The following is a 22,744-nucleotide window of genomic DNA, read 5'->3' as shown; positions in this document are numbered from 1 at the left end:
AATACCATGGGTGTACCACAGCCGGCTTTCTATATTTTCAAATGTGAGCAATCCTCTCCCCCGGGAATGCCTAAACCGTCTTGCGTAAACCCGCAGACACAGGACCTTTTCCAGCATTTAGCACAGACTTTGATGCAAAAGGGTATAATTGCGACAGTACAACCGGTCCGTACAGCGTGTCTGAATCGCTGTAACGTCGGACCGGTCATGTTGGTCGAACCGGGACATTTCATGTACGCCGGCCTGAACAAAGACAAAATCACGCGCATTATCGATGAACACATCATCGGCGGGACGCCGGTCGAAGAGTACATCATTCCGGACGAACTGTGGGATGCCCCGATCTCGCCGGAAGCAATGCAGCAGCAGATGGGAAGATAAAACATACATGACGATCGAAATGCTTTACAGCAAAATTCACCGTGCCACCGTGACGGATGCGAACCTCAACTACGTCGGTTCCATCACGATTGACGAGGAACTCCTCGAAGCCTCCCGCATGCGGGTCGGGCAGAAAGTGGAGATCCTCAACATCAACAACGGTGAGCGTTTCTCAACCTACATCATCCTCGGTGAACGCGGCAAGCGTGACATCTGCCTCAACGGGGCGGCGGCACGCAAGGTGCACAAGGGGGACAAGGTGATCATCGTCGCCTATGCGACCTATGATGAGAGTGAATTGGACACCTACAAGCCTACTGTCGTCCTCGTTGACGACGACAACGGCATTACGGATGTACTGCACGAGATCTGATGTTTGACAAAATGAACTTCGGCGAGATGGGCAAAATGCTCGAGCAGATGCAGGAGCAGGCCGCCAAATTCGAAGCGGAACTGGCCGAACGTACCTTCACCGTCAAAACGGGCGGGGGCATGGTACGGCTCGAGATGAACGGCAGGGGCGAAGCCGTCGACCTCGAGATCGACGATGCGCTGCTTGAAGACAAAGCCTCTTTGCAGATCCTGCTGATCGCCGCCATCAACGACGCGGTCAAGATGGTCGAAGACAATAAAAAACACTCCGCTATGGGCATGCTCGGCGGCGTGAACCCCTTCGCCGGCAACTGACCCGGCATAACCTCCCTTTGTACAAAATCATGTTACCATTTCGCCATTAAAACGCACGGAAGAAGCATGGAAGAGTTTGAGCGCTTTTTACAGGACAATCTGCCCCGTGCGGAGAGTTTTCACCCCCACTACAATACGGCCCTTTCGTTGATGCTGACCGCCGGCGGAAAACGTTTCCGCCCGGCCCTGCTGCTGGGGGTGGTACGTGCGTTCAACCCGCTGTTGATCGATGCGGCCAACCATGCGGCGCTGGCTATCGAGATGCTGCACACCTACTCGCTGATCCACGACGATCTGCCGGCGATGGACGACGCGGACCTGCGCCGCGGTTTCCCGACCCTGCATACCCGTTACGACGAGGTGACGGCGATCCTGGTCGGCGACGCCCTCAATACCCATGCCTTCGAAGTGCTTTCCGAAGCACCTTTTTCGGACCGGACGCGGGTGAAACTGATCAACCTGCTGGCCAAAAACGGCGGCAGCGACGGGATGGTGCTCGGGCAGGCGATCGACTGCACTTTCGAGCACACGAAACTTGCCCTCGACGAGGTGAAGTTCCTGCACACGAACAAGACGGCGAAGCTGATCGCGTGTGCACTGCAGATGGGGGCGGTCATCGCCGGGCAGAAGGCGCTGGAAACGCCGCTATATGCCTTCGGGATCGACCTGGGGTTGCTCTTCCAGATCCAGGACGACATCCTCGACGTGACCCAGACGAGCGAAGAAGCGGGCAAGACGACGAACAACGACGAGGCGAAGAACAGCTTCGTCACCCTCCTGGGGCTTGACGGCGCCATGGTCGAGGCCGACAAACTGGCCGACGATCTGACCGAACGGCTTAAAAGTTTCGATGAGCGTTTATATGACGAACTTTCACCGATGCTTTTAAGCTATATCAATCGACATAAATGATTTCAACAAGGATGACAATGAGCAACAACACGATGCGCGCCAAAATGGCGAATACGATCCGTTTCCTTGCGGCCGACATGGTCCAGAAGGCGAACTCCGGCCACCCGGGTGCCCCGATGGGTCTTGCAGACATCGCCGTCGTGCTCTCCGAGCACCTCAACCACAACCCCAAAAACCCGCAGTGGCTCAACCGCGACCGCCTCGTCTTCTCCGGCGGCCATGCGACGGGCCTGATCTACTCGCTTTACTACCTCTGGGGCTACGGCCTCGAGATCGAGGACCTCAAGCAGTTCCGCCAGCTTGACTCCAAGACACCGGGCCACCCGGAGTACGGCCACACCGAAGGGATCGAGATCACGACCGGTCCGCTGGGGCAGGGCGTCGCCAACGCCGTCGGTTTCGCGATGGCTTCCAAATACGTCGGTGCACAGGTGAACTCCGAAACGGCAAAGGTGATCGACCACTATGTCTACTGCCTCTGCGGCGACGGTGACCTGGAGGAGGGGATCAGCTACGAGGCGTGTTCCATCGCCGGCCACAACCGGCTGGACAACCTGATCATGATCTACGACTCCAACCGCATCACGATCGAGGGCTCCACGGAGCTCAGCCTCAGCGAGAACGTCGCGCAGCGTTTCGAATCGCAGGGGTGGGACGTGCTGGAAGTGGACGGCCACGACTATGAGGCGATCGATGCCGTGATTACCGAGGCGAAGACGCGCACGAAGCCGGTCCTCGTTATCGCCGACACGACGATCGCCAAAGGCGCATGCGAGATGGAAGGCTCCCACCACTCCCACGGCGCGCCGCTGGGTGAAGAGATCATCTGCGAAGCAAAAACGAACTGCGGTTTCAATCCCAACGAAGCATTCCAGGTCGACGAAGACGTCCTGGCCCGTTTCCGCTGCGCCGTCGAAGCGGGCGACCTGGCGGAGCGCGAATGGAAACACCGCCTCGCGACGCTGCCGCTGGTCGAGCAGAACGAAGCGCTTAATGCGCTCAGCAACCCGGACTTCTCCCGCATCCAGTGGCCGGTATTCGACAAGGCCGACGCGACGCGCAGCACGAACGGGAAGATCCTCAATGCCGTGGCCAAGGCGATCCCGGGCTTCCTCGGCGGTTCAGCGGACCTCGGGCCCTCCAACAAGACGGAGCTCAAAGACCTCGGTGAGTTCCCGCGCGGCAAGAATATCCACTTTGGTATCCGCGAACACGCGATGGGAGCGATCACGAACGCGATGGCGCTCTACGGCCCGCTGATGCCTTTCAGTGCGACGTTCTTCGTCTTCAGCGACTACCTCAAGCCGGCGGCGCGTATCGCGGCGCTGAGCGGTATCCAGCACTTCTTCATCTGGACCCACGACAGTATCGGCGTCGGCGAAGACGGTCCGACCCACCAGCCGATCGAACACCTGGGGCAGTTCCGTGCCCTGCCGAACTTCTACGTCTGGCGCCCGGCGGACGGCAACGAGAACGTCGAGGCCTGGAAGTGGGCGCTGGCGAAAACCGATGCCCCCTCCGCCTTCGTCTGCTCCCGCCAGGGACTGCCGCTGCTCGACGCCCCGGTCAAGGGGAGCGCACAGCAGGGGGGTTACCTGCTGAGTGAGGCGGCGGATGCGACGATGACGCTGATGGCTTCCGGCTCCGAAGTCGCGCTGGCCCTTGAGGTCAAAGCGAAGCTGGCAGCGCAGGGTGTCCGTGCCAACGTGGTCAGCGTTCCCTGTTTCGACCTCTTCCTCGAACAGGACGCCGCCTACATCGACGGCATTATCAAGCCGGGCACGAAGCGCGTCGCCATCGAAGCGGCCCGCGGCATGGAGTGGTACCGCTTCGCCGATACGGTGATCGGCATGGACTCTTTCGGTGCCAGTGCACCGGCCGGCGAACTCTTCAAGAAGTTCGGCTTCACCGCCGACGCCGTCCTCGCGCAGCTTTCGTAACTGCCGGCGCCTAAAGGCGCCTTTACCCCCCTTTTTAACATTTCGTCCTATAATAACCCCTAACGACACGGGGGAAGGGACGCATGATCCGTATCATCATAATCGCATTACTGCTGTCGCTTCATGCCGTTGCGGGCGGAATCGTGCTGGAGGCCTCGCAAAAGGGCGAGATCAATGTTGTCCCCCACAGCGCCTATCTGATCGAAAACAACGTCTCCTTTTCACCCCGGACGATCCTGGAACAGATGGGGCGGTTCCAGGAATCAGAAACGGCCATCTACAACTTCGGGTTCGTCGAGAAGCCCATCTGGATACGCTTTGACCTGACCCGCCCCGCGGGAGAGCGTTCGGAGTGGGTCCTGCGCATCGGCAATTCGCATATTGACGAGTATACCCTCTACCGTCTGGATGCCGATGGATTGACACAGCTGAACTGTGACGGCGACATAGTGAATGCCCGGCGCCCCTATGCAAGCCGCATGTTCTGGGAAAAGCTGCCCTTCACGGAAGGGACAACGACCTACTTTCTCCAGGTCAAGACGCAGGGCGCCCTGCAGGTCCCTTTGACAGTGGAACGGCTCTCGGGGGCCTACCGCGACGAGTCTTTTTCCAACCTGCTGCTCGGGCTCTTTTACGGGGTGATGCTGCTGCTGCTCGTTTACAATATGGTGCTCTATATTTTCGTCCGCGAGATCCACTACTTCAACTACCTCGCCTTTCTGGCAAGCTACATGCTTTTCCAGCTCAATTTCGACGGAGTGGGGCCGGAGTGGCTCTGGCCGGGCAATGTCTGGATGGCCAACAGCGGCCTGGCGTTTTTCATCTTTTTCTCGGCGATGTTCGGGTTCCGTTTTGCCCGTTACTTCCTGATGCTCAAACGCTACGCCCCGCAGACGGAGCGCATTATCGCCTTTGCGGAGCTGCTCTCCTTCCTGGGGGTTCTTTCGGTCCTGCTGCTCGATTACCACACGGCGGTCACGGCGGCGGCCGTGTGGAGCGCGATCATCCCCTGGGTGCTGATCTACGCCGGGATCAAGGTACTGCCAAACTATCACGCCGCCCGCTACTACCTGGCCGGCTGGATCGTGTTCCTGCTGGCGACGATTCTCGTCGCGCTGAACCAGCTGGGGGTGGTGCCGACGCATCCGGCGATGCTCTATACCCAGCAGGTCGGTTCGCTCATCCAGATGATCCTGCTCTCCTTCGCCCTCGCAGACCGTATCAACATGATGAAGCACGAGCACCTGGCGAAACTGCGGGAGTTCAATGATGAACTCCAGGCGAAGATCGCCCTCAAGGTCGACGAACTCCGGGAAAAGGACCGCATTATGATCCTGCAGTCGCGCCAGGCGGCGATGGGGGAGATGATCGAGAATATCGCCCACCAGTGGCGGCAGCCCCTCAACCAGCTCTCCCTGATCCAGAGCAATATCTTTTTCGAGTATGAGCTCGGTCATCTCGATGAGAAGAAGATGCAGACCTACCAGGAGCAGTCCGAGACGCTGATGGAGTATATGACGCATACGATTGACGACTTCCGCACCTTCTTCATGCCCGACCGGGAGCGGGAGGATTTCTGTATCTGCGGTGCGATCGAAAAGGTGCTGGAGCTCTTCCGGCCGACGCTGAACCGGTACAATATCGGGATCGATCTCAAATGTGAGGACCGGCCGGTGACACTGGGGCATGAGAACGAGTTCTCCCAGGTGATGCTCAACCTTCTGAACAACGCCAAGGATGCGATGCTCGAACACGGGACAAAGAAGCCCCAGGTCACCATCCGCGTGCAGACCGGCGGGACCATGATCATGGTGGCGGTCTGCGACAACGGGGGCGGGGTGGCCGATGAGATCATCGACCGGGTCTTCGACCCCTATTTTACGACGAAGTTCAAATCCCAGGGCACGGGAATAGGGCTTTACATGGTCAAGACGATCATGGAGAAGAGCATGAACGGCAGCGTCAGCGTCCACAACCGCGGCGCCGGTGCCTGTTTCATCCTCGAACTGCCACAAAAGGAGCGTGATGCGTAATGAGACCCTGCTTCAGTTTTTGAAGCGTGAATCCGCGATCGGTGTGCTGCTGATCGTGTCGACGGTGATGGCGATGGCGATGGCCAACTCCCCGCTGCACAGCTTTTACAGCTATTTCCTCAGCATTCCCGTCGTCATCAGTTTTGACGAATTCGCCATTGCCAAGCCGCTGCTGCTCTGGATCAACGACGGCCTGATGGCCGTTTTCTTCTTCATGGTGGGGCTGGAGATCAAGCGCGAGGTGCTCGAAGGGAGCCTGCAGGAACGCTCCAAAGTCGCCCTACCGGCCTTCGCGGCCCTCGGTGGTATGCTGGTACCGGCCCTGATCTACGGCATCCTTAACGCCGGTGACGAGGGGGCCATGAAAGGGTGGGCGATCCCGATGGCGACGGATATCGCCTTTGCGCTGGGGATCCTGTCGCTGCTGGGCAAACGGGTGCCGCCGGCCCTGAAGGTCTTTTTGCTGGCCCTGGCGATCATCGATGACCTCGGGGCTATCGTCGTGATCGCCCTTTTTTACGGTCACGGGCTCTCTTTCGCCGCGCTCGGCACGGCGATGACAATGGCACTGATCCTGCTTTTTATGAACATGCGTGGCGTGACGAACAACACCTTCTATATCCTGATCGGGCTGGTGATGTGGGCCGCCGTACTGAAATCCGGGGTACATGCCACCATCGCCGGGGTCGTCCTGGGACTGCTGATCCCGCTACGCGGCAACCGGGAGAGCTTCCATAACCTGGAACACTCCCTCCATGCGCCGGTCAATTACATCATTTTGCCGCTCTTCGCCTTCGTCAATACGGGGGTGAGTTTCGGCAGTGTTTCAGCAAGTGACTTCACCCATTCCGTTACCGTCGGCATCGCGGCGGGACTCTTTTTCGGCAAAAGCATCGGCATCTTTCTCTTCAGCCGGTTGGCGGTAATGCTGCGGGTCGGAAGGCTTCCCGAAGGGGTGACGAACGCCCAGCTCTTCGGTGTTGCGATTCTCGGGGGGATCGGTTTTACGATGAGTCTCTTTATCGGTTCGCTGGCCTTTGAGTGCAGCGAAGGGGTCTGTTTCTCGCTGGTCGATGAACGCATCGGGATTTTGATAGGGTCGCTGGTCTCAGGTGCCGTGGGGGCGCTCTACCTCTCGGTTGTGCTGAAAAAGACGCAGCAGGAGGAGACGCCGGAGGGCTGAAGCGTTTACGCCTACGGGGTACTCACCAGAGAGACGGCGCTGCGGCTCCGCCAGATAAAACGGGTCGGGATAAAGCGGACCTCGGCCGCTTCGTCGAGGGCACTGCAGGTCTCGTCAAGCATGATAAAGCCGTTTGAGAGGGCCAGCGGGGTGATCATCCCGGGGGCGAACTTCTCGCAGACACTGAAGTGGCTGCCGTCGTAATAGCCCGGCAGCAGCGTCCGGCGGCCGGGGCGGACACTGCAGGCATGTTTCATTTTGGCGGTGATACTGTTGTGGAAGGGGGCGTTGGTCCCGCTGAGGCAGGCGATCAGGGCCTGTCCGAACAGTTCAAAACAGAGTGCGGCCGCCATCGGGTTGCCCGGCAGGTTGAGCACCAGCGTGTCGCCGATGGTACCGACCGTCGTCGGTTTGCCCGGTTTGAGGTCGACCTTCTCAAAGAGCGGGGTGAAATTGAAGTGGGTGAAAGCCTCTTTCGTATAGTCCGCGTCCCCGACGCTGACACCGCCGCTGGTAATGATGAGGTCGCTCTGCAGCGCACTGTCGATGTGCTCGAGCAGGGCGTCGAGGGTATCGGCCGCCGTTCCGACGAAATGGACGTCGCACTCCAGCTCCGCCGCCCGGGCCGCGAAAGTAGGGGAGTTGGTGTTGTAAAGCTGGTAGTCTGCGACCTGTTCATGGTGCATCTTCAGTTCGCTCCCCGAAGCGAAGATGGCGACCCTCGGGCGGTGGTAGACGCAGACGTGGGTGACTCCCTGGGAGGCGAGCAGGGTGATGTGATACGCCGAGAGGGTATCCCCCGATGTCAGCAGCGTATCGTCTGTCTGGATATCTTCGCCGCAGAGTCGGATGTGCTGGCCCGCTTTGAGGGTGGCAGGCAGGGTGACATGTTCGCCTTCGACGGTGACCTCCTCGATGGGGACGATGCACTCCGTACCCTCGGGGATCCGCGCCCCGGTCATGATCCGCGCGGCCTGGCCCTGGGCGATACGGATCTGTTCGCGGTCCCCCGCAAAGATCGTATGTTCGGCCGGCACGCGTTGGCCTGCATCGGCGCAGATAACGGCATACCCGTCCATGGCGGAGTTGTCGAAGGGGGGAAGGTTGTAACGGGCGGAGACATCCTGGGCCAGCACCCGTCCGATCGCCTCCTCGATGGGGATGAATTCGCGGCGCAGCTTCGGGCGGTGGGCGTGAATGCGCGCGAGGGCTTCTTCGACGGTAACGGGCATGGATAGACTCTTTTTTGGTTCGATTATAGATAAAGTGGGGTAAAATCCGGATTATGGAAACAATGTACAGCATGAGTCTGCAGCTGCATTTCGGGTTTGTCCTGGTGTGGCTCGGCATTATCCTCTTCAACGCCGCCATGCTCCAGTTCGCGGTGCAGGCCCCCGATTACGTCCGGCGGGCGCGGATCGCCATGCCTTTTTCGGTGATGGCGATCGCGGCGATGGCGTTCACCGGTGTCGTTATGATGGCGGCGAAGCACCTCGCTTTCACGCTTGAGAACATCGCGATGATCCTGATCACCGTCGTGCTCATTGTGCTCGAAGCGCGCCGCTACAAAACCGTCCGCCGTCTGCGGACGAAACTGCCCGAAGCGCTGGCCCTCTACCGCCCCTTCGCCCTGAAGCTTCTGGGGGCGGAACTCGTCTTGACGATGCTGATAACGCTCTGGATGTCGCTGCTGTGAGATTTCTCTTCCACGGGGAGGCGGGTGCAGCGCAGGTTACCCTGAAAGGGGAAGCATACAAATACATCGTGAAAGTAAGGCGCCACAGTACCGGGGACAGCGTAGCGCTGCGGCATCCCGAGCGCAGTGAAACACTCTACACCTACCGGCTCGAACAGAGCGACGGTCGGTGGGCGGAGCTGCGGCTGCTCTCGGAGGAGGCGCTGCGGATCGGGGCCTCCCGTCCGCTGCATATCGGCTGGTGCGTGATCGACCCGAAATCCGTCGAGAAGGTGCTGCCGCAGCTCAACGAGATGGGCGTCGGGCGGATCACTTTTATCTCCTGCGACCGGAGCCAGCGGCAGTTCAAACCCGATTTCGAGCGCTTCGGGCGTATTCTCGAAGCCTCTATGCAGCAGTGCGGCCGCAGCGAATGGATGGGGCTGGATAGCGTGGATTCGCTCGAAGCATTTATAGCGGCGAACCCGCAGACCGTGGTGCTCGATTTTACTGAAGAGACGCTGCACGATACCACCGGCATAGCGACAGTGCTGATCGGATGCGAAGGGGGCTTCAGCGAAGAGGAGCGTACCCGGCTGGCCGGTTGCCGTACGGCGCGTTTCGATACGCCGCTTATCCTCCGCTCGGAGAGCGCCGCCGTCGCCGTCGCCGCCAAGATCCTGCTCTAAACCGTAAAAAACTTGATCGACGGCCAAGATTCCGCTATAATTGCGGTCTTAAAATCCGCACCCGTACGGATTTAAAAAATATACCGATATACGTACAGAGCGTGTATCAAAAGGCTTAACGATGAAAAAAGGTATTCACCCGGAATACATGGCTTGTACAGTCACTTGCGCCTGCGGCAACACATTTGAAACAAAGAGCACGAAAGATGCGATGCGTATCGACATCTGTAACGAGTGCCACCCGTTCTTCACCGGTTCTGAGCGCCAGGTAGACACTGCCGGACGTATCGAGAAGTTCAAGCAGCGCTATAACATGAAATAAGCCGTTGCAGGAGCGTACGCTCTGCAACGACGATAATACCGGGCTCACCGCTGCGGCAGGCCCTGTACCCCGGGGAGACTTCCTCCGGGCGCGCCTTTGGCGCTTTTCCCTCTTTTTGCTCACCTGATAAAGGTTCTGAATATGCTGACGCTTGTCCCCACCCCGATTGGAAATATTGCCGACATTTCACTGCGTGCCATGGATGCGCTGGTCCATGCGGATGTGCTGTTGTGTGAAGATACCCGCGTGACGAAGAAGCTGCTGCACCTGCTCAAAGAGCGTTATGGCAAGGGAACAGAAAAAGAACAGTTGTTCATATCCGTCCACTCCCACAGCGAACACCGTTTTCTTGAAAAAACCGACCCGTCGTTTTTTGAACAGAACGTCGTGTACGCCAGCGATGCGGGGATGCCGGGGGTGAGCGACCCCGGACAGATGCTGGTGCGCTACTGCATCGATCACGGCATCGCCTATGATGTGCTCCCAGGGGCGAACGCGGTGCTGACGGCGTTTGCCGCCAGCGGTTTTGTCGACACGCAGATGCTCTTTTTCGGTTTTCTTCCCCACAAGGGCAGCGACAGGGCCGGGGCGCTCAGCCGGGCGCTCTACAGCGGCTACACGACGGTGCTGTATGAATCACCCCACCGCCTGGAGAAGCTGTTGGGCGAAATTGCCGAGGCCGAGCCCTCCCGCCGTCTCTTCGCGGCCAAGGAGCTGACAAAGCTGCATCAGCGCTACCTGCACGGGACGGCGGCAGACCTTCTCGATACCCTCGGCGGAAATGTCAAAGGGGAGTGGGTCGTCGTGATCGAGGCGGGGGAGCTGCGCGATGCGACCTTTACCGAAAAAGAGATCCTCGCCCTTGACCTTCCGAAGAAAGCGGCGGCGAAGCTGATCGCGAAACTGACGGGTGAAACTCCCAAAAGCTGTTATCAGCGGTTGCTGGATACCGGTAAATAACACACGCCTCGACGAAGCTACTTTCTGCGCAGATAACAATCGATTTCTAACGGAAAATTGGTTACAATCCAAGCATGTTGATATACGGAAAGCAACCGGTTTACTATCTGATCTCCCGGCATCCCGAAAAGATCGAGACGCTGTACCTCGCCAAGGAGTTGGAGGCGAAAGAGTATAACCGTCTGATGCGGATGGGATTCGAGGTCAAACGCATCCCGCCGGAGGCAGCGCAGAAGATGAGCCGCAGCGGAAACCATCAGGGCTTTCTGGCGGAAACGGCCGCGCTGGAACCGACGCCGCTGCAGACCCTCGCGGCAAAAGAGTTCGTCATTGTATTGTGCGGGATTACCGATGTCGGCAATATCGGTGCCATCGCACGAAGCGCTTATGCCCTCGGTGCGGACGGCCTTATTGTGACCGGCATCAAGTCCCTTGCGCTGGAACCGGTCGTGCGCAGTTCGACGGGGGCGCTTTTCGACCTCCCCTTTAATGTCACGACCAACCTGTACGATGTTCTGACCGAGCTCAAGAACAGGGGCCACAGCCTCTATGGCGCCGTCATGGAGGGCGAAGATGTCCGCACGCTGTCGTTTGAGGGCAAAAGAGCGCTGCTGCTGGGCAACGAGGGTGAGGGGATCCCCGCCCGGGCCGTCCGCCGGCTGGACCAGGGGGTCCGTATCGCCATGGCACACGGGTTTGACTCGCTCAACGTCAGCGCGGCGGGCGCAATTTTGATGGAGAGGATGCGCACGGCATGAATACGGTATCGGTGATCGAAACGCTGAAACAGATCGGTATTTCAGACCTCAGTATGCGGACCCATATTTCGCCGGACAATATACAGAAACTGCTGGAGGGGGATTTCGACGCCTTTTCGGCTATCCAGTTCAACGGGTTCGTGACGATCATCGAACGGGAGTTTGACGTAGACCTGACCGAGTGGCGGCAGCAGTTCGCCGCGTCGGGGCCCGCACCCCAGGAGCCGCTGGCAGCTTCCGAAGAGGACCCCTTCGCCAACGTGGCCAGGTCCAAGAAGCGTCAGCGCCTGACGGTGGCCGCCCTGGCCGCGGCGCTGGTGGCCGTTATCGTGATCACCTACCTTGTCCTCGGTGCCGGCGGGAAAACGGAGAAGTTCGAACTGAACAATACGGCCATCGACCAGGCCCGTGCGACCATGGCAGCCATGAACACGACGGCGGCCCCGAGTACGCTGGAAGAAGCCGATGCCATCCAGGAAGCGCACCAGCACATCGCTTCCGAACCGAATGCCACCGCAGCGGAGGAGAATAGATCGGTGGCCGCCGCGGCCGCCGCTCCGGTGCTGGCGGAAAGCAATGCCTATGAAGATGTGATCGTGCGGCCGGCGTCGACGTCGATCTGGCTGGGCGTCATCGATGCCAAGACGCATAAACGCAGTGTCTATACGACAGAGGAGCCGGTACGGCTCGACGGGACGACATCGTGGCTGATCGTCACGGGGCACGGCTACTTCTCCCTGGACTGCGGCGGAAAAGAGCAGAAATTCGAGCAGAGCGAACGGGTCCTGCTGAGCTATGAAGGCGGGGTCTGCCACGAGCTTGACGAGACGGAATTCAGAGCGCGCAACAAGGGACGGGTGTGGTGAAAAAAATCATTATCCTGCTTGCTGTCACGCTGTCGGCGTGGGCGCAGTCGCCGCTGTTCGAGAAGGTGCAGTCACTGATCGGGGAGCAGGCCTACAGCCGGAACGAAGCCTTTGTCAAGATCATCTTCTCCGACCGGGACCGCTATGTCAAAGGGGAGCGGATCGATGTCGTCAGCGTGGTGGAGACCCTCAAGGAAAACGGGCTGCTGACCCTTTTTTACAACCGCCCGAAAACGCTGGAACTGACTTTCGAGACCAACGGCAGCCCGCAGTTTTTCATGATGCTGATGAACGAGACGCTTCGGGGGATGGGATACACCCACTACCTGACGGATTCGGCGATGTTGACCAATGCCGGCTACCGCTGGCGGATCAAGATGCAGTCGGAGTACGCGACCGACCCGACGGCCCTGCAGCAGGCGTTGGCGCGCCGGGGATGCGGGATCCTCGATATCGAACGCGGCAGCGCGACGCAGTGGCGCTATTTCATCGACATGAGCGACGCGCACCTGGAGCTGACGCCGCTGGAAGTGGGCAGGAAGATCCGGATGAAACGCCTGGTCTACCCGCGCTGGCTGGATGTTTCCAAAGCCGGTACACTCACCCTTTGGAGCCTGTCAGGAAATAACTGGTATCCTTACATTGCATTTTACGACGACGATTTGCGCCTGCTCAAGCTCTACAAAAGGGACAAGCGAACCCGGCAGATCACCATCAACCTTCCCCGCGGCTGCGCCTACGTGAAGATTGCGGATTTCTACAGCCGGAAGAACATGAATGCGGGCCTGAGTGTGAAAGCGCAATAGTCGCATTTAGGATAAAAAAACAATGTTTGACGAAATCCAGTTTGACCGCATCCGCCGTCTCCCGAAGTATGTTTTTGCCGAAGTGAACGACCTGAAAATGGCCGAACGCCGTGCCGGTGCGGATGTCATCGATTTCAGTATGGGCAATCCTGACGGCGACACCCCGGAACATATCCGCGACAAGATGGTCGAGTCGGTGATGAAGACGAAAACCCAGGGCTATTCGCAGTCCAAGGGGATCTACAAACTCCGCCTGGCGATCTGCGACTGGTACAAGCGCCGTTATGATGTCGAGCTTGACCCGGAGACCGAGGCGGTCGCAACGATGGGCTCCAAAGAGGGGTACGCCCACCTGGCCTATGCCATCACCAATCCCGGCGACGTCGCCGTCGTTCCGGACCCGACCTATCCGATCCACTCCTACGCCTTCATCCTTGCCGGCGGCAGTGTTCAGAAGATGCCGCTGATCTTCGATGAGGATTACAACGTCGATGAAGACGCCTTCTTCGAACACCTGGAGACGGCCTTCAAAGATGCCTTCCCGAAACCGAAGTACGTGGTTGTCAACTTCCCGCACAACCCCTCCACGGCCACGGTGACGCCGGCGTTCTATGAGCGCATCGTCGCGATGGCGAAGCGGGAGCGCTTCTACGTTATCTCCGATATCGCCTACGGCGACATCACCTTCGACGGCTATAAGACCCCCTCCATCATGAGTGTTGAAGGGGCCAAAGATGTAGCGGTCGAGTCCTTCACGCTCTCCAAGAGCTACAACATGGCCGGGTGGCGCGTCGGGTTCTTCGTCGGGAACAAGAAACTGATCGGTGCCCTGCAGAAGATCAAAAGCTGGCTCGATTACGGGATGTTCACCCCGATCCAGGTGGCGGCGACTGTCGCACTCAACGGCGATCAGAGCTGCGTGGATGAGATCATTCACAAATACGACGCCCGTCAGGATGTGCTGATCGATGCTTTCAACCGTGCGGGGTGGCCGGTACGCCGCAACCGCGCTTCGATGTTCGTCTGGGCGAAGATCCCCGACTGCGCGGCGCACCTGGGGTCGCTCGAATTCGCCAAACGTCTGCTGGTCGAGGCGCAGGTCGCGGTCGCACCGGGCATCGGTTTCGGCGAGTACGGTGAAGGGTATGTCCGTATCGCGCTGATCGAGAACGACAAGCGCATCCGGCAGGCGGCGAAGAACATCAAGCAGTTCCTGAAGCAGTTCGAGGAGAAAGCCGATGCTTAAGGTCGGCGTAATCGGTGTCGGCACCGTCGGCACCGCGGTAGTACAGATCCTCGAAGACAACAAGGAGATGATCACGGCGCGGGCCGGGACGGAAGTCGTCGTCAAGACCGGCGTCGTCCGCACCCTGAACAAAGAGCGCGGGATCGATATCGCCCTCACCAGCGACCCCTACGAGGTCGTCAACGACCCGGAAATCGACATTGTCGTAGAGCTGATGGGCGGCGTCGAAGGCCCCTTCGACATCGTCAAAAAAGCCCTGGAGAACGGCAAAGCGGTCGTCACCGCGAACAAGGCGCTATTGGCGTACCACCGCTATGAGCTCCAGGAACTCGCCGGAGATCTTGCCTTCGAGTACGAAGCGAGCGTTGCCGGCGGTATCCCCATCATCAACGCCCTGCGCGACGGCCTCTCCGCCAACCATATCGAAAGCATCAAAGGGATCATGAACGGTACCTGTAACTACATGCTCACGAAAATGACGGAGGAAGGGGTGGCCTTTGACGCGATCCTCAAAGAGTCGCAGGAGCTCGGGTACGCCGAAGCGGATCCCACCTTCGACATCGGCGGTTTCGATGCGGCACACAAGCTGCTGATCCTCGCCTCTATCGCCTACGGTATCGATGCCAAACCCGAAGATATCCTGATCGAAGGGATCGAGTCCGTGACCCAGGAGGATATCGCCTTTGCCAAGGAGTTCGGCTACGCCGTCAAACTGCTGGGCATCGCCAAGCGTGACGGCGACGCGGTCGAACTGCGGGTGCATGCGGCGCTGATCAGCAAGGAGCAGATGATCGCGAAGATCGACGGCGTCATGAACGGCGTCAGCGTCATCGGCGACCGTGTCGGCGAAACCCTCTACTACGGACCGGGGGCCGGCGGTGATGCGACGGCGAGCGCGGTGGTCGCGAATATCATCGACATCGCCCGGGCCGGCGGAAAACGTTCGCCGATGCTCGGCTACAATACGCCGCTGGAACACGGGCTGAAACTGCGTTCGAGCGACGAGATCGAGACCAAGTACTACCTGCGCATCCGCGTCGAGGACCGTCCGGGAGTCCTGGCCAAGATTACGCAGCTTTTCGGCGAGTATGAGATCTCCATCGAGACAATGCTGCAGCGTCCCGCTTCGGGCGGGTTTGCGAACCTGCTCTTCTCGACACACAACGCGGTAGAGGGGAATATGAAAGAGGTGCTCTCACAGATCGAAGCCCTCTCCTTCGTCGCTTCCAAACCGGTGATGATCCGCATCGTCTGATCCGCAGCCGGCATCCGCCCCACCGCTTCAAACCGAAGCGGCTCTCTCCACCTTTTTTGAGCTTTACGACTCTTTGAGCAGCATCAGCCCGCGTACAAACAGGAAAATCACGAACGCAACCGCGCCGACGGGCGGCAGCACGAAGGTCAGCAGTGTCAGCAGGCCGACATAGAGCTTTTTGCCCCCTGTCATCAGGTGACTTCCGTAGCCGACACCGGCCGTAAGGGCGAGCCAGGCAAGAAAGAGGAAGAGGGTACTGCTCTGTTCCAGCAGAGGCAGAAGGCGCTCAAAGAGCTGGATGAGCAGGTAGACGACGGGGAGGCTCAGCCAGGCGATGGCGAAGAGCGGGATAAGTGTGCGCGTAAACGAACGGGTACGTGCCCAGAGCGCCGCGACGAAGAGCAGGGCGCCGGCGGTGTGTGCTGCGACGAGCATCCAGACGGTGTTGATATGGGATGCCTTGTCCGCCGCGGTCAGGGCGTGATGCAGCTTCAGGGTCTTGTAGTGGGCAAATTCGGCACCGAAGGTGTAGAGAACACCGCTGAGGGCGACGAGGGCGACCAGGGCGATGCCCTGGAAGAGCGTTGCCTGCCGGCTGGATTGCCGTGCAACGAAAAGCATGGCGTACCCTATTCCCAGCAATGAAATGGCCAGAAGCGGCAGTGCGCCGTAGCGTATCAGGGGAAGATGCGCCACGGCGAGGCTGGCGATACCGACGGCGTAGGCGAAGGCCCCCATCTCCAGAAGTTTGTGACGTTCCTGCAGACTGTTATTCATCTAATCTATCTCTCTTTTTTGATTTATTATACTATGTTGAAACAATATGCCATATGAGGTCAGGCCACAGCAGATTAAGCGCCTAACCGATAGACTTTTTTAAAAATTTCAGGCAGACGCCCTTTGTCAGAATCGGCGTCTGCTTTCCAGGATTGAACATGGGCAATTCGGTCAAAGTGATCGACAGCGTCTGTACCTATTGCGGCGTCGGCTGCGACATCGAAGGGCATGTCGAGAACAACCAGATCGTCAAGATCGGCGCGTCGGCGGACGGCTACGTTTCGCAGGGCAAACTCTGCATCAAGGGCAAATACGGATATGACTTCGTGAGTGACGCCAACCGTCTGCGTACCCCACGCATCCGTAAAAGTTTCCTGGCGAAGAACCCGACCATCGCCGAAGCGGTTGGCGGGAAACTGCACGACTTCGACGAGACCTGGTTCGAGTGTGACGTTGACACAGCGGTGAGTGCGGCGGCGATGAAGCTGCGTGAGATCCAGTCGAAACACGGAGAGAAGAGTTTCTGCGCCATCGGCGGGGCGCGCACCAGCTGCGAGAGCGCCTACCTTTTCCAGAAGTTCACCCGCCACACGATGAACTCCCCACATGTCGACAACTGTGCCCGTGTCTGCCACAGCCCCAGCCTCAAGGGGATGCGTACGACCATCGGCGAGGGTGCGGCGACGAACCCCTACAATGACATCTACGAGACGGAGTTCATGGTCGTCATCGGTTCGAACACGACCGAAGCGCACCCCATTGTCGCCAACCGTATCGTCGAAGCGGCGCAGAAGCACCATAACCTTGCCGTCATCGACGTCCGAGACATCAAGCTGATGAAGTTCGCCAAACACAAGGCGATCATCCCCCACGAAGCGAACCTGCTCATTCTCAACATGATGGCGCGGGTCATCATCGAAGAGGAGCTCTACAACAAGGATTTCATCGAAACGCGCACGAAGTGGTTCGAAGAGTACAAAGAGAAGATTCTGGGTGACCCCTACACGGATCCGGACTATTTCAAGCAGGTCAGCGGTTTCGAGCACCTCGCCAAGCTGATCCCGAACATCGCCCGCGAATACGCGGTGAAGAAGTCGATGATCTTCTGGGGGCTGGGGATCACCGAGCACCTCGACGGCTCCTACGCGGTCATGGCGATCACCCACCTCGCACTGCTGACGGGGAACATCGGCCAGACCGGGGCGGGTCTCATGCCGCTGCGCGGCCAGAACAACGTCCAGGGCGCCTGCGACATGGGGTGTCTGCCCTATTACGACCCCGATTACCAGAAGCCCAAGGAAGAGGGGCTGATGACGCCACAGCTTGTCGACGCGATGCTTGAGGGCAAGATCAAGGCGGTGCTCAACATGGGCGAGGATATCACCCACATCCATCCCAACCTCAATAAGATCGACAAAGCGTTCGAGCAGCTGGAGCTGCTCATGGTCCAGGAGATCATGATGAACGACGTCGCCAACCGTGCCGACATCGTCGTCGGGGTCAAATCCGCTTACGAGAAGACGGGTGTCTACGTCAACGCGATGCGCCGCCTTCACCTCTCGCAGCCGCTGGTACAGTCCGATCTTCCCGATGACTGGGAAGTGATCCAGATGCTCGATAACAAAATGGGCGGCAGTTATGAGTACAAAGACAGCTCCGAGGTGTGGGACGAGGTGCGCGAAGTCGCCCACCGCCGCTTCAGCGGTGCTTCTTACATGCGTCTCGAGCGTCACCGCAAGCGGGGGCTGCAGTGGCCGGTCTACACCGAGGACACCCCGGTACTGCACCTGCTCGACTTCCGCACGCCCGACGGCCTGGGGCAGTTCCACTACCACCAGTACCAGCCCCGCGGCATGGTCCCGGAGCTGATCGCCAAGAAACGGGTCGAAGACGGTTTCTATCTGACAACAGGGCGTACACTGGCGCACTACAACAACGCCGCCCAGACGAAGGCTTCCGAGCGTCTGAACAAGCGGTATGACGAAGATATCCTGCTGGTAAGCGAAACGGACGCGGCCGCCTTCCCGACGGAAAAGGCGGTATTGCATACGGAATACGGCTCCTCGGCCCCGCTGCGGGTCAAGATCACCGACAAGGTGCAGCCGGGGACGCTCTTTGCGACCTTCCACCATGCGGGCTCCCGCATCAATGCGCTCTTCGGGGACAAACGCGACGAGCTGATCCTCACCGCCGCGTTCAAATCGATCAAGGTCCGGGCCGAAGCGGTATGAGCCGGGCTGCAGGGGACGTCGCCGAACAGCAGGCCGTCGATTTTCTGCGCGAACGCGGTTTCAGCGTCATCGACAGGAACGTCAGCAGCCGTTTCGGCGAGATCGATATCTTGGCCATGCGGGATGAGGTGCTCCACATCATCGAGGTCAAAAGCGCGCCGACCTTCGAGCAGGCGGCCAACAACATTACACCGGCGAAAATCCGCAAGATCCTGATGACGGCGGAAAGCTACATGAAACAGCACCGTCTGGAGCTCGATTACGCGTTGGATGCGGTGATCGTCAGCGGCGGAAAATGCGAATTACTTGAAAATATCACCTTGTAAATATCCTTCAGAATCCGCTTATTTTAAATAGGATAATATTTCTCCGATTTAAAAGTGTCGGGGGCAGATCGTTCCTAATAAAAATTATCATGTGAAGTTTACTTTTTAAAATTTACAGGTATAATGAAGACACGATATTCACGAAAGGAATTCAAAATGGGAAAATATGTTGAACTGACGGCCGCTACATTTGAGGAAACTGTAAAAGAGGGTGTTACACTGGTTGACTTCTGGGCACCGTGGTGTGGACCGTGTCGTATGATCGCACCGGTGATCGAAGAGCTTGCCGAGGATTACGAAGGCAAAGCGACCATCGCGAAAGTGAACACGGACGAAGAGCAGGACATCGCTGTCAAATTCGGTATCCGCTCCATCCCGACGGTCATGATTTTCAAAAACGGCGAAGTTGTCGATCAGATGATCGGTGCCGCTTCCAAGCAGGCGTTCGAAGAAAAAATCAACGCGCACCTCTAATACTCCGCAGGCGCTTGCCTGCACCCCAACTTTAAACTTCTCACTGCTTCTGTGTCAAAGTCCATCTTTAGTATGTTAGCGATATTATTTCTCCATTAATTACCGTAAGGGAATAAAGGGTTTTCCATGCTCGATTGTGCCATTATCGGAGGCGGCCCGGCCGGACTGACCGCAGGGCTTTATACGACGCGCGGCGGCTTGAAAAACGTCGTGATGTACGAACAGGGTATGCCCGGCGGCCAGATCACGGGCAGCAGCGAGATCGAGAACTACCCGGGGGTCACCGGCGAAATCTCCGGTATGGACCTGATGATGCCGTGGCCGGAGCAGTGTATGCGTTTCGGGCTCAAACACGAGATGGTCGCGGTGACCAACGTTGCGCGCACGGCGGAAGGAACCTTCCGTATCACCCGCGAAGACGGCAAGGTCGACGAAGCGCTGAGCGTCATTGTCTGTACCGGCTCGACGCCCAAACGTGCGGGATTCGAGGGTGAGAACGAGCTCTTCGGACGCGGTGTGAGCAGCTGTGCCACCTGCGACGGGTTCTTCTACAAGGGCAAGGAAGTCGCCGTGATCGGCGGCGGGGATACGGCCCTTGAAGAGGCGCTCTATCTCGCCAAAATCTGTTCCAAGGTCTACCTGGTACACCGCCGCGACCGTTTCCGCGCCGCACCGAGTACGATCGAGCGGATCATGAACACGGAGAACATCGAACTGGTGCTGGATGCCTCGCCCGCAGAGGTCTATGGCGACGCCATGGGCGTGAACGGGCTGCGCGTCGCTCTGCGCGACGGTTCGACCCGTAACCTGCCGGTCCCGGGCGTCTTCGTTTTTGTCGGGCACAACGTCAATAACGCCGTGCTGAAACAGGAAGACGGCAGCTGGCTCTGTGATGTCAACGACTGGGGGCAGGTCATTGTAGACCTGAGTATGCGGACCAGCACTCCGGGGCTCTTTGCCGCGGGCGACCTGCGCATCGAAGCACCGAAACAGGTTGTCTGTGCCGCGGGCGATGGTGCGACGGCAGCGCTGCAGGTGATCACGTATGTGGATGAAAAACAAAACGCTTAGAGGATGAGAATGGTAAACGTCGGAATTTACGGGGCGACCGGCCGTGTGGGCAAACTGCTGATCGAGGACCTGGCACCGGAGGAGGCACTGAAGCTCTCCGCGGTCTATGTGCGCAACACTCTGGAGACTTCCCTGCCGGAGGGGACGCTGGTGACCAATGACGTGGAGGCTTTTGTCGCGGCATCGGATATTATTATCGACTTTTCCCTGCCCGAAGCGGCCCAGCCGCTGCTCGAAACTCTGCTCAAAACCCCCAAACCGCTGGTCAGCGGGACCACGGGCCTGAACGTACACCAGCTCAACCTGCTCAAAGAGCTCAGCGGCGTGGCGCCGGTGCTCTATGCAACGAACATGTCCCTGGGCGTGGCCCTGCTGAACAAGCTCGTGAACCTCGCCTCCAAGAGCCTCGAAGGGTTCGACATCGAGATCGTGGAGATGCACCACCGTCACAAAAAAGACGCCCCGAGCGGTACCGCGCTGACCCTGGCCGAATCGGCGGCCGCGGGCCGCGACCTCGACCTTGACAAGGTCCGCGTCAGCGGCCGTAACGGCAATATCGGCGAACGGACGGCTGATGAGATCGCCGTCATGGCGCTGCGCGGCGGTGACATCGTCGGACGCCACACCGTGGGCTTCTACAACGACGGCGAGTTTATCGAACTGAACCACACCGCTACCAGCCGCAACACCTTCTCAAAGGGTGCCATCCGCGCGGCGAAGTGGCTGCATACGCAACCGAGCGGTCTCTATTCCATCGCCGACTGCCTCGGGCTGTAAGTAAAAGGAGTCATATGCGTCAATCTCTGAATGAAAAATGTGCCGTTGTCGGTATCTTCAACCATGTTGAGGCTTCCAAGCTCGCCTATTTCTCCCTGCATTCGCTGCAGCACCGCGGCCAGGAGGCGGCGGGGATCAGCTCCGGTGACGGGGAACGCCTGCACACCATCAAGGACCGCGGCCTCGTCACGCAGGTCTTTGACGAGCAGAAACTGGCGACGCTCAAAGGACACATGGCTATCGGACATACCCGTTACTCGACGGCGGGGGATGACTCCATCCTCGATGCGCAGCCGGTCCACGCCAATTACGACCTGGGGCAGATCTCCATCGTCCATAACGGGAACCTGACCAATGCCCAGGAGGTCCGCAACAAGCTCATCAAAGAGGGGGCGATCTTCCAGAGCTCCATGGATACGGAGAACCTGATCCACCTGATCGCCAGAAGTACCCAGGGCAAACTCAAAGACCGCATTATCGACGCCGTCAAGCAGATCGAGGGCGCCTTTTCGCTCGTCTTTCTCAGCCGCACCAAGATGTTCGCGGTGCGCGACCGATTCGGCTTCCGTCCGCTGGCGCTGGGGCGTATCGGCGACGGCTATGTTGTCGCTTCCGAAACCTGCGCCTTCGACCTGATCGGCGCGACCTATATCCGCGACGTCGAACCGGGCGAAATGCTCATTTTCGAAAAAGGGAAGGCGCCGCAGTCGCTCAAGATCTTTGACGGCACACCGAAACACTGTATCTTTGAGTACGTCTACTTTGCCCGTCCCGACTCCGAAGTTTTCGGTAAGAATGTTTACCAGAAGCGCAAGAATATGGGCATGGAGCTGGCCAAAGAGCAGCCGATCGATGCGGACATGATCGTACCGGTCCCCGACGGCGGCGTGCCGGCGGCCATCGGCTACTCCCAGCAGAGCGGTATTCCCTATGAAATGGGGATCATGCGCAACCACTATGTCGGCCGTACCTTTATCGAGCCGACCCAGGAGATGCGCGATCTCAAGGTCAAGATGAAACTCTCCCCGATCCGCGAACTGATCGAGGGCAAACGCCTTATCGTCATCGACGACTCCATTGTACGGGGAACGACGAGCCGCCGTATCGTACGGATGCTCAAAGAGGCGGGCGCGGCCGAAGTGCACATGCGTATCTCCAGCCCGCCGACGACGGATCCCTGTTTCTACGGCGTCGACACGCCGAACAAAGAGAAGCTGATCGCGGCAAATATGAGCATCGAAGAGATCTGCCACTACATCGAGGCGGATTCCCTGGGCTTCCTCAGCACCGAGGCGCTGATGCGTTCGGTACGCGCCGAGGGCAGCGAATACTGTACCGCCTGCTTTACCGGCGAGTACATCGTCTAGGGACGCGT

Annotated in this window: 24 protein-coding genes; 22 read left to right on the top strand and 2 right to left on the bottom strand. The window is 58.8% G+C overall.

The window, feature by feature from the left end:
- Positions 1-6 precede the first annotated feature (6 nt).
- The 7 genes from ACXWTF_RS09230 to nhaA all read left to right on the top strand — a co-directional run bounded on the left by ACXWTF_RS09230 (position 7) and on the right by nhaA (position 7,136).
- Entirely contained in the window at positions 7-381 is a 375-nt protein-coding gene (locus tag ACXWTF_RS09230) for a (2Fe-2S) ferredoxin domain-containing protein (protein WP_416768611.1), read from the top strand.
- A gap of 7 nt (positions 382-388) precedes the next feature.
- On the top strand, positions 389-754 hold the full coding sequence (gene panD / locus ACXWTF_RS09225; RefSeq protein ID WP_461714723.1) for an aspartate 1-decarboxylase: 366 nt from the start codon (positions 389-391) through the stop codon (positions 752-754).
- Positions 754-1,068 (top strand): YbaB/EbfC family nucleoid-associated protein, encoded by a 315-nt coding sequence (locus ACXWTF_RS09220; protein WP_461714722.1) that lies wholly within the window; start codon positions 754-756, stop codon positions 1,066-1,068. Before panD ends, ACXWTF_RS09220 begins: the two co-directional genes overlap by 1 nt.
- 66 nt (positions 1,069-1,134) lie before the next feature.
- Positions 1,135-1,980 carry a polyprenyl synthetase family protein gene (locus tag ACXWTF_RS09215; protein ID WP_461714721.1) on the top strand — a complete coding sequence of 282 codons (846 nt, stop codon included), beginning with the start codon at positions 1,135-1,137 and terminating at the stop codon, positions 1,978-1,980.
- A gap of 17 nt (positions 1,981-1,997) precedes the next feature.
- Positions 1,998-3,920 carry a transketolase gene (gene tkt, locus ACXWTF_RS09210; RefSeq protein ID WP_461714720.1) on the top strand — a complete coding sequence of 641 codons (1,923 nt, stop codon included), beginning with the start codon at positions 1,998-2,000 and terminating at the stop codon, positions 3,918-3,920.
- Positions 3,921-4,003: 83 nt separating this feature from the next.
- Complete coding sequence (locus ACXWTF_RS09205; RefSeq protein WP_461714719.1) at positions 4,004-5,953, top strand: 7TM diverse intracellular signaling domain-containing protein; 1,950 nt, start codon at positions 4,004-4,006, stop codon at positions 5,951-5,953.
- Positions 5,946-7,136 carry a Na+/H+ antiporter NhaA gene (gene nhaA, locus ACXWTF_RS09200; RefSeq protein ID WP_461714718.1) on the top strand — a complete coding sequence of 397 codons (1,191 nt, stop codon included), beginning with the start codon at positions 5,946-5,948 and terminating at the stop codon, positions 7,134-7,136. Before ACXWTF_RS09205 ends, nhaA begins: the two co-directional genes overlap by 8 nt.
- An 11-nt stretch (positions 7,137-7,147) precedes the next feature.
- Here nhaA and ACXWTF_RS09195 read toward each other — a convergent pair whose 3' ends face one another.
- The gene (locus ACXWTF_RS09195) at positions 7,148-8,368 is read right to left on the bottom strand and encodes a molybdopterin molybdotransferase MoeA (protein WP_461714717.1); all 1,221 of its coding nucleotides are present in this window, start codon (positions 8,366-8,368) and stop codon (positions 7,148-7,150) included.
- Between the two features lie 53 nt (positions 8,369-8,421).
- Between ACXWTF_RS09195 and ACXWTF_RS09190 the strand changes: the two genes are divergently transcribed.
- The 9 genes from ACXWTF_RS09190 to ACXWTF_RS09150 all read left to right on the top strand — a co-directional run bounded on the left by ACXWTF_RS09190 (position 8,422) and on the right by ACXWTF_RS09150 (position 15,713).
- Positions 8,422-8,832 carry a hypothetical protein gene (locus ACXWTF_RS09190; protein WP_461714716.1) on the top strand — a complete coding sequence of 137 codons (411 nt, stop codon included), beginning with the start codon at positions 8,422-8,424 and terminating at the stop codon, positions 8,830-8,832.
- The gene (locus ACXWTF_RS09185; protein ID WP_461714715.1) at positions 8,829-9,500 is read left to right on the top strand and encodes a 16S rRNA (uracil(1498)-N(3))-methyltransferase; all 672 of its coding nucleotides are present in this window, start codon (positions 8,829-8,831) and stop codon (positions 9,498-9,500) included. The genes ACXWTF_RS09190 and ACXWTF_RS09185 overlap by 4 nt, the downstream gene beginning before the upstream one ends.
- A 121-nt stretch (positions 9,501-9,621) precedes the next feature.
- Complete coding sequence (gene rpmE / locus ACXWTF_RS09180; RefSeq protein ID WP_231019284.1) at positions 9,622-9,822, top strand: 50S ribosomal protein L31; 201 nt, start codon at positions 9,622-9,624, stop codon at positions 9,820-9,822.
- Between the two features lie 141 nt (positions 9,823-9,963).
- Positions 9,964-10,782, top strand: coding sequence for a 16S rRNA (cytidine(1402)-2'-O)-methyltransferase (rsmI, locus tag ACXWTF_RS09175; protein WP_461714714.1), 819 nt, complete (start codon positions 9,964-9,966; stop codon positions 10,780-10,782).
- A 74-nt stretch (positions 10,783-10,856) separates the two neighbouring features.
- Positions 10,857-11,540 (top strand): TrmH family RNA methyltransferase, encoded by a 684-nt coding sequence (locus tag ACXWTF_RS09170; protein WP_461714713.1) that lies wholly within the window; start codon positions 10,857-10,859, stop codon positions 11,538-11,540.
- Positions 11,537-12,406: a hypothetical protein gene (locus ACXWTF_RS09165; protein ID WP_461714712.1), complete on the top strand. Its 870-nt coding sequence runs from the start codon at positions 11,537-11,539 to the stop codon at positions 12,404-12,406. Before ACXWTF_RS09170 ends, ACXWTF_RS09165 begins: the two co-directional genes overlap by 4 nt.
- On the top strand, positions 12,403-13,212 hold the full coding sequence (locus tag ACXWTF_RS09160; RefSeq protein WP_461714711.1) for a hypothetical protein: 810 nt from the start codon (positions 12,403-12,405) through the stop codon (positions 13,210-13,212). The genes ACXWTF_RS09165 and ACXWTF_RS09160 overlap by 4 nt, the downstream gene beginning before the upstream one ends.
- Positions 13,213-13,234: 22 nt before the next feature.
- Entirely contained in the window at positions 13,235-14,458 is a 1,224-nt protein-coding gene (locus ACXWTF_RS09155) for an LL-diaminopimelate aminotransferase (RefSeq protein ID WP_461714710.1), read from the top strand.
- Positions 14,451-15,713, top strand: coding sequence for a homoserine dehydrogenase (locus tag ACXWTF_RS09150; protein ID WP_461714709.1), 1,263 nt, complete (start codon positions 14,451-14,453; stop codon positions 15,711-15,713). Before ACXWTF_RS09155 ends, ACXWTF_RS09150 begins: the two co-directional genes overlap by 8 nt.
- Before the next feature lie 63 nt (positions 15,714-15,776).
- Here the strand turns inward: ACXWTF_RS09150 and ACXWTF_RS09145 are convergent, their stop codons facing one another.
- On the bottom strand, positions 15,777-16,490 hold the full coding sequence (locus ACXWTF_RS09145; RefSeq protein WP_461714708.1) for a hypothetical protein: 714 nt from the start codon (positions 16,488-16,490) through the stop codon (positions 15,777-15,779).
- 158 nt (positions 16,491-16,648) lie between these two features.
- Here ACXWTF_RS09145 and ACXWTF_RS09140 point away from each other — a divergent pair, with 158 nt between their 5' ends.
- The 6 genes from ACXWTF_RS09140 (at position 16,649) to purF (ending at position 22,736) form a co-directional block, all read left to right on the top strand.
- On the top strand, positions 16,649-18,721 hold the full coding sequence (locus ACXWTF_RS09140; protein ID WP_461714707.1) for a molybdopterin oxidoreductase family protein: 2,073 nt from the start codon (positions 16,649-16,651) through the stop codon (positions 18,719-18,721).
- On the top strand, positions 18,718-19,047 hold the full coding sequence (locus ACXWTF_RS09135; RefSeq protein ID WP_416768610.1) for a YraN family protein: 330 nt from the start codon (positions 18,718-18,720) through the stop codon (positions 19,045-19,047). The genes ACXWTF_RS09140 and ACXWTF_RS09135 overlap by 4 nt, the downstream gene beginning before the upstream one ends.
- A gap of 156 nt (positions 19,048-19,203) precedes the next feature.
- Positions 19,204-19,521 carry a thioredoxin gene (gene trxA / locus ACXWTF_RS09130; protein WP_231019273.1) on the top strand — a complete coding sequence of 106 codons (318 nt, stop codon included), beginning with the start codon at positions 19,204-19,206 and terminating at the stop codon, positions 19,519-19,521.
- Between the two features lie 126 nt (positions 19,522-19,647).
- The gene (locus ACXWTF_RS09125) at positions 19,648-20,592 is read left to right on the top strand and encodes an NAD(P)/FAD-dependent oxidoreductase (RefSeq protein ID WP_461714706.1); all 945 of its coding nucleotides are present in this window, start codon (positions 19,648-19,650) and stop codon (positions 20,590-20,592) included.
- Between the two features lie 9 nt (positions 20,593-20,601).
- Complete coding sequence (gene dapB / locus ACXWTF_RS09120; RefSeq protein WP_461714705.1) at positions 20,602-21,369, top strand: 4-hydroxy-tetrahydrodipicolinate reductase; 768 nt, start codon at positions 20,602-20,604, stop codon at positions 21,367-21,369.
- 14 nt (positions 21,370-21,383) lie between these two features.
- Complete coding sequence (gene purF / locus ACXWTF_RS09115) at positions 21,384-22,736, top strand: amidophosphoribosyltransferase (protein ID WP_461714704.1); 1,353 nt, start codon at positions 21,384-21,386, stop codon at positions 22,734-22,736.
- Positions 22,737-22,744: the final 8 nt, after the last annotated feature.

The sequence above is a fragment of the Thiomicrolovo sp. ZZH C-3 genome, from assembly GCF_054862725.1.
Note: the sequence above shows the minus strand (reverse complement) of the source record. Positions and strands in the feature narration are given on the sequence as shown.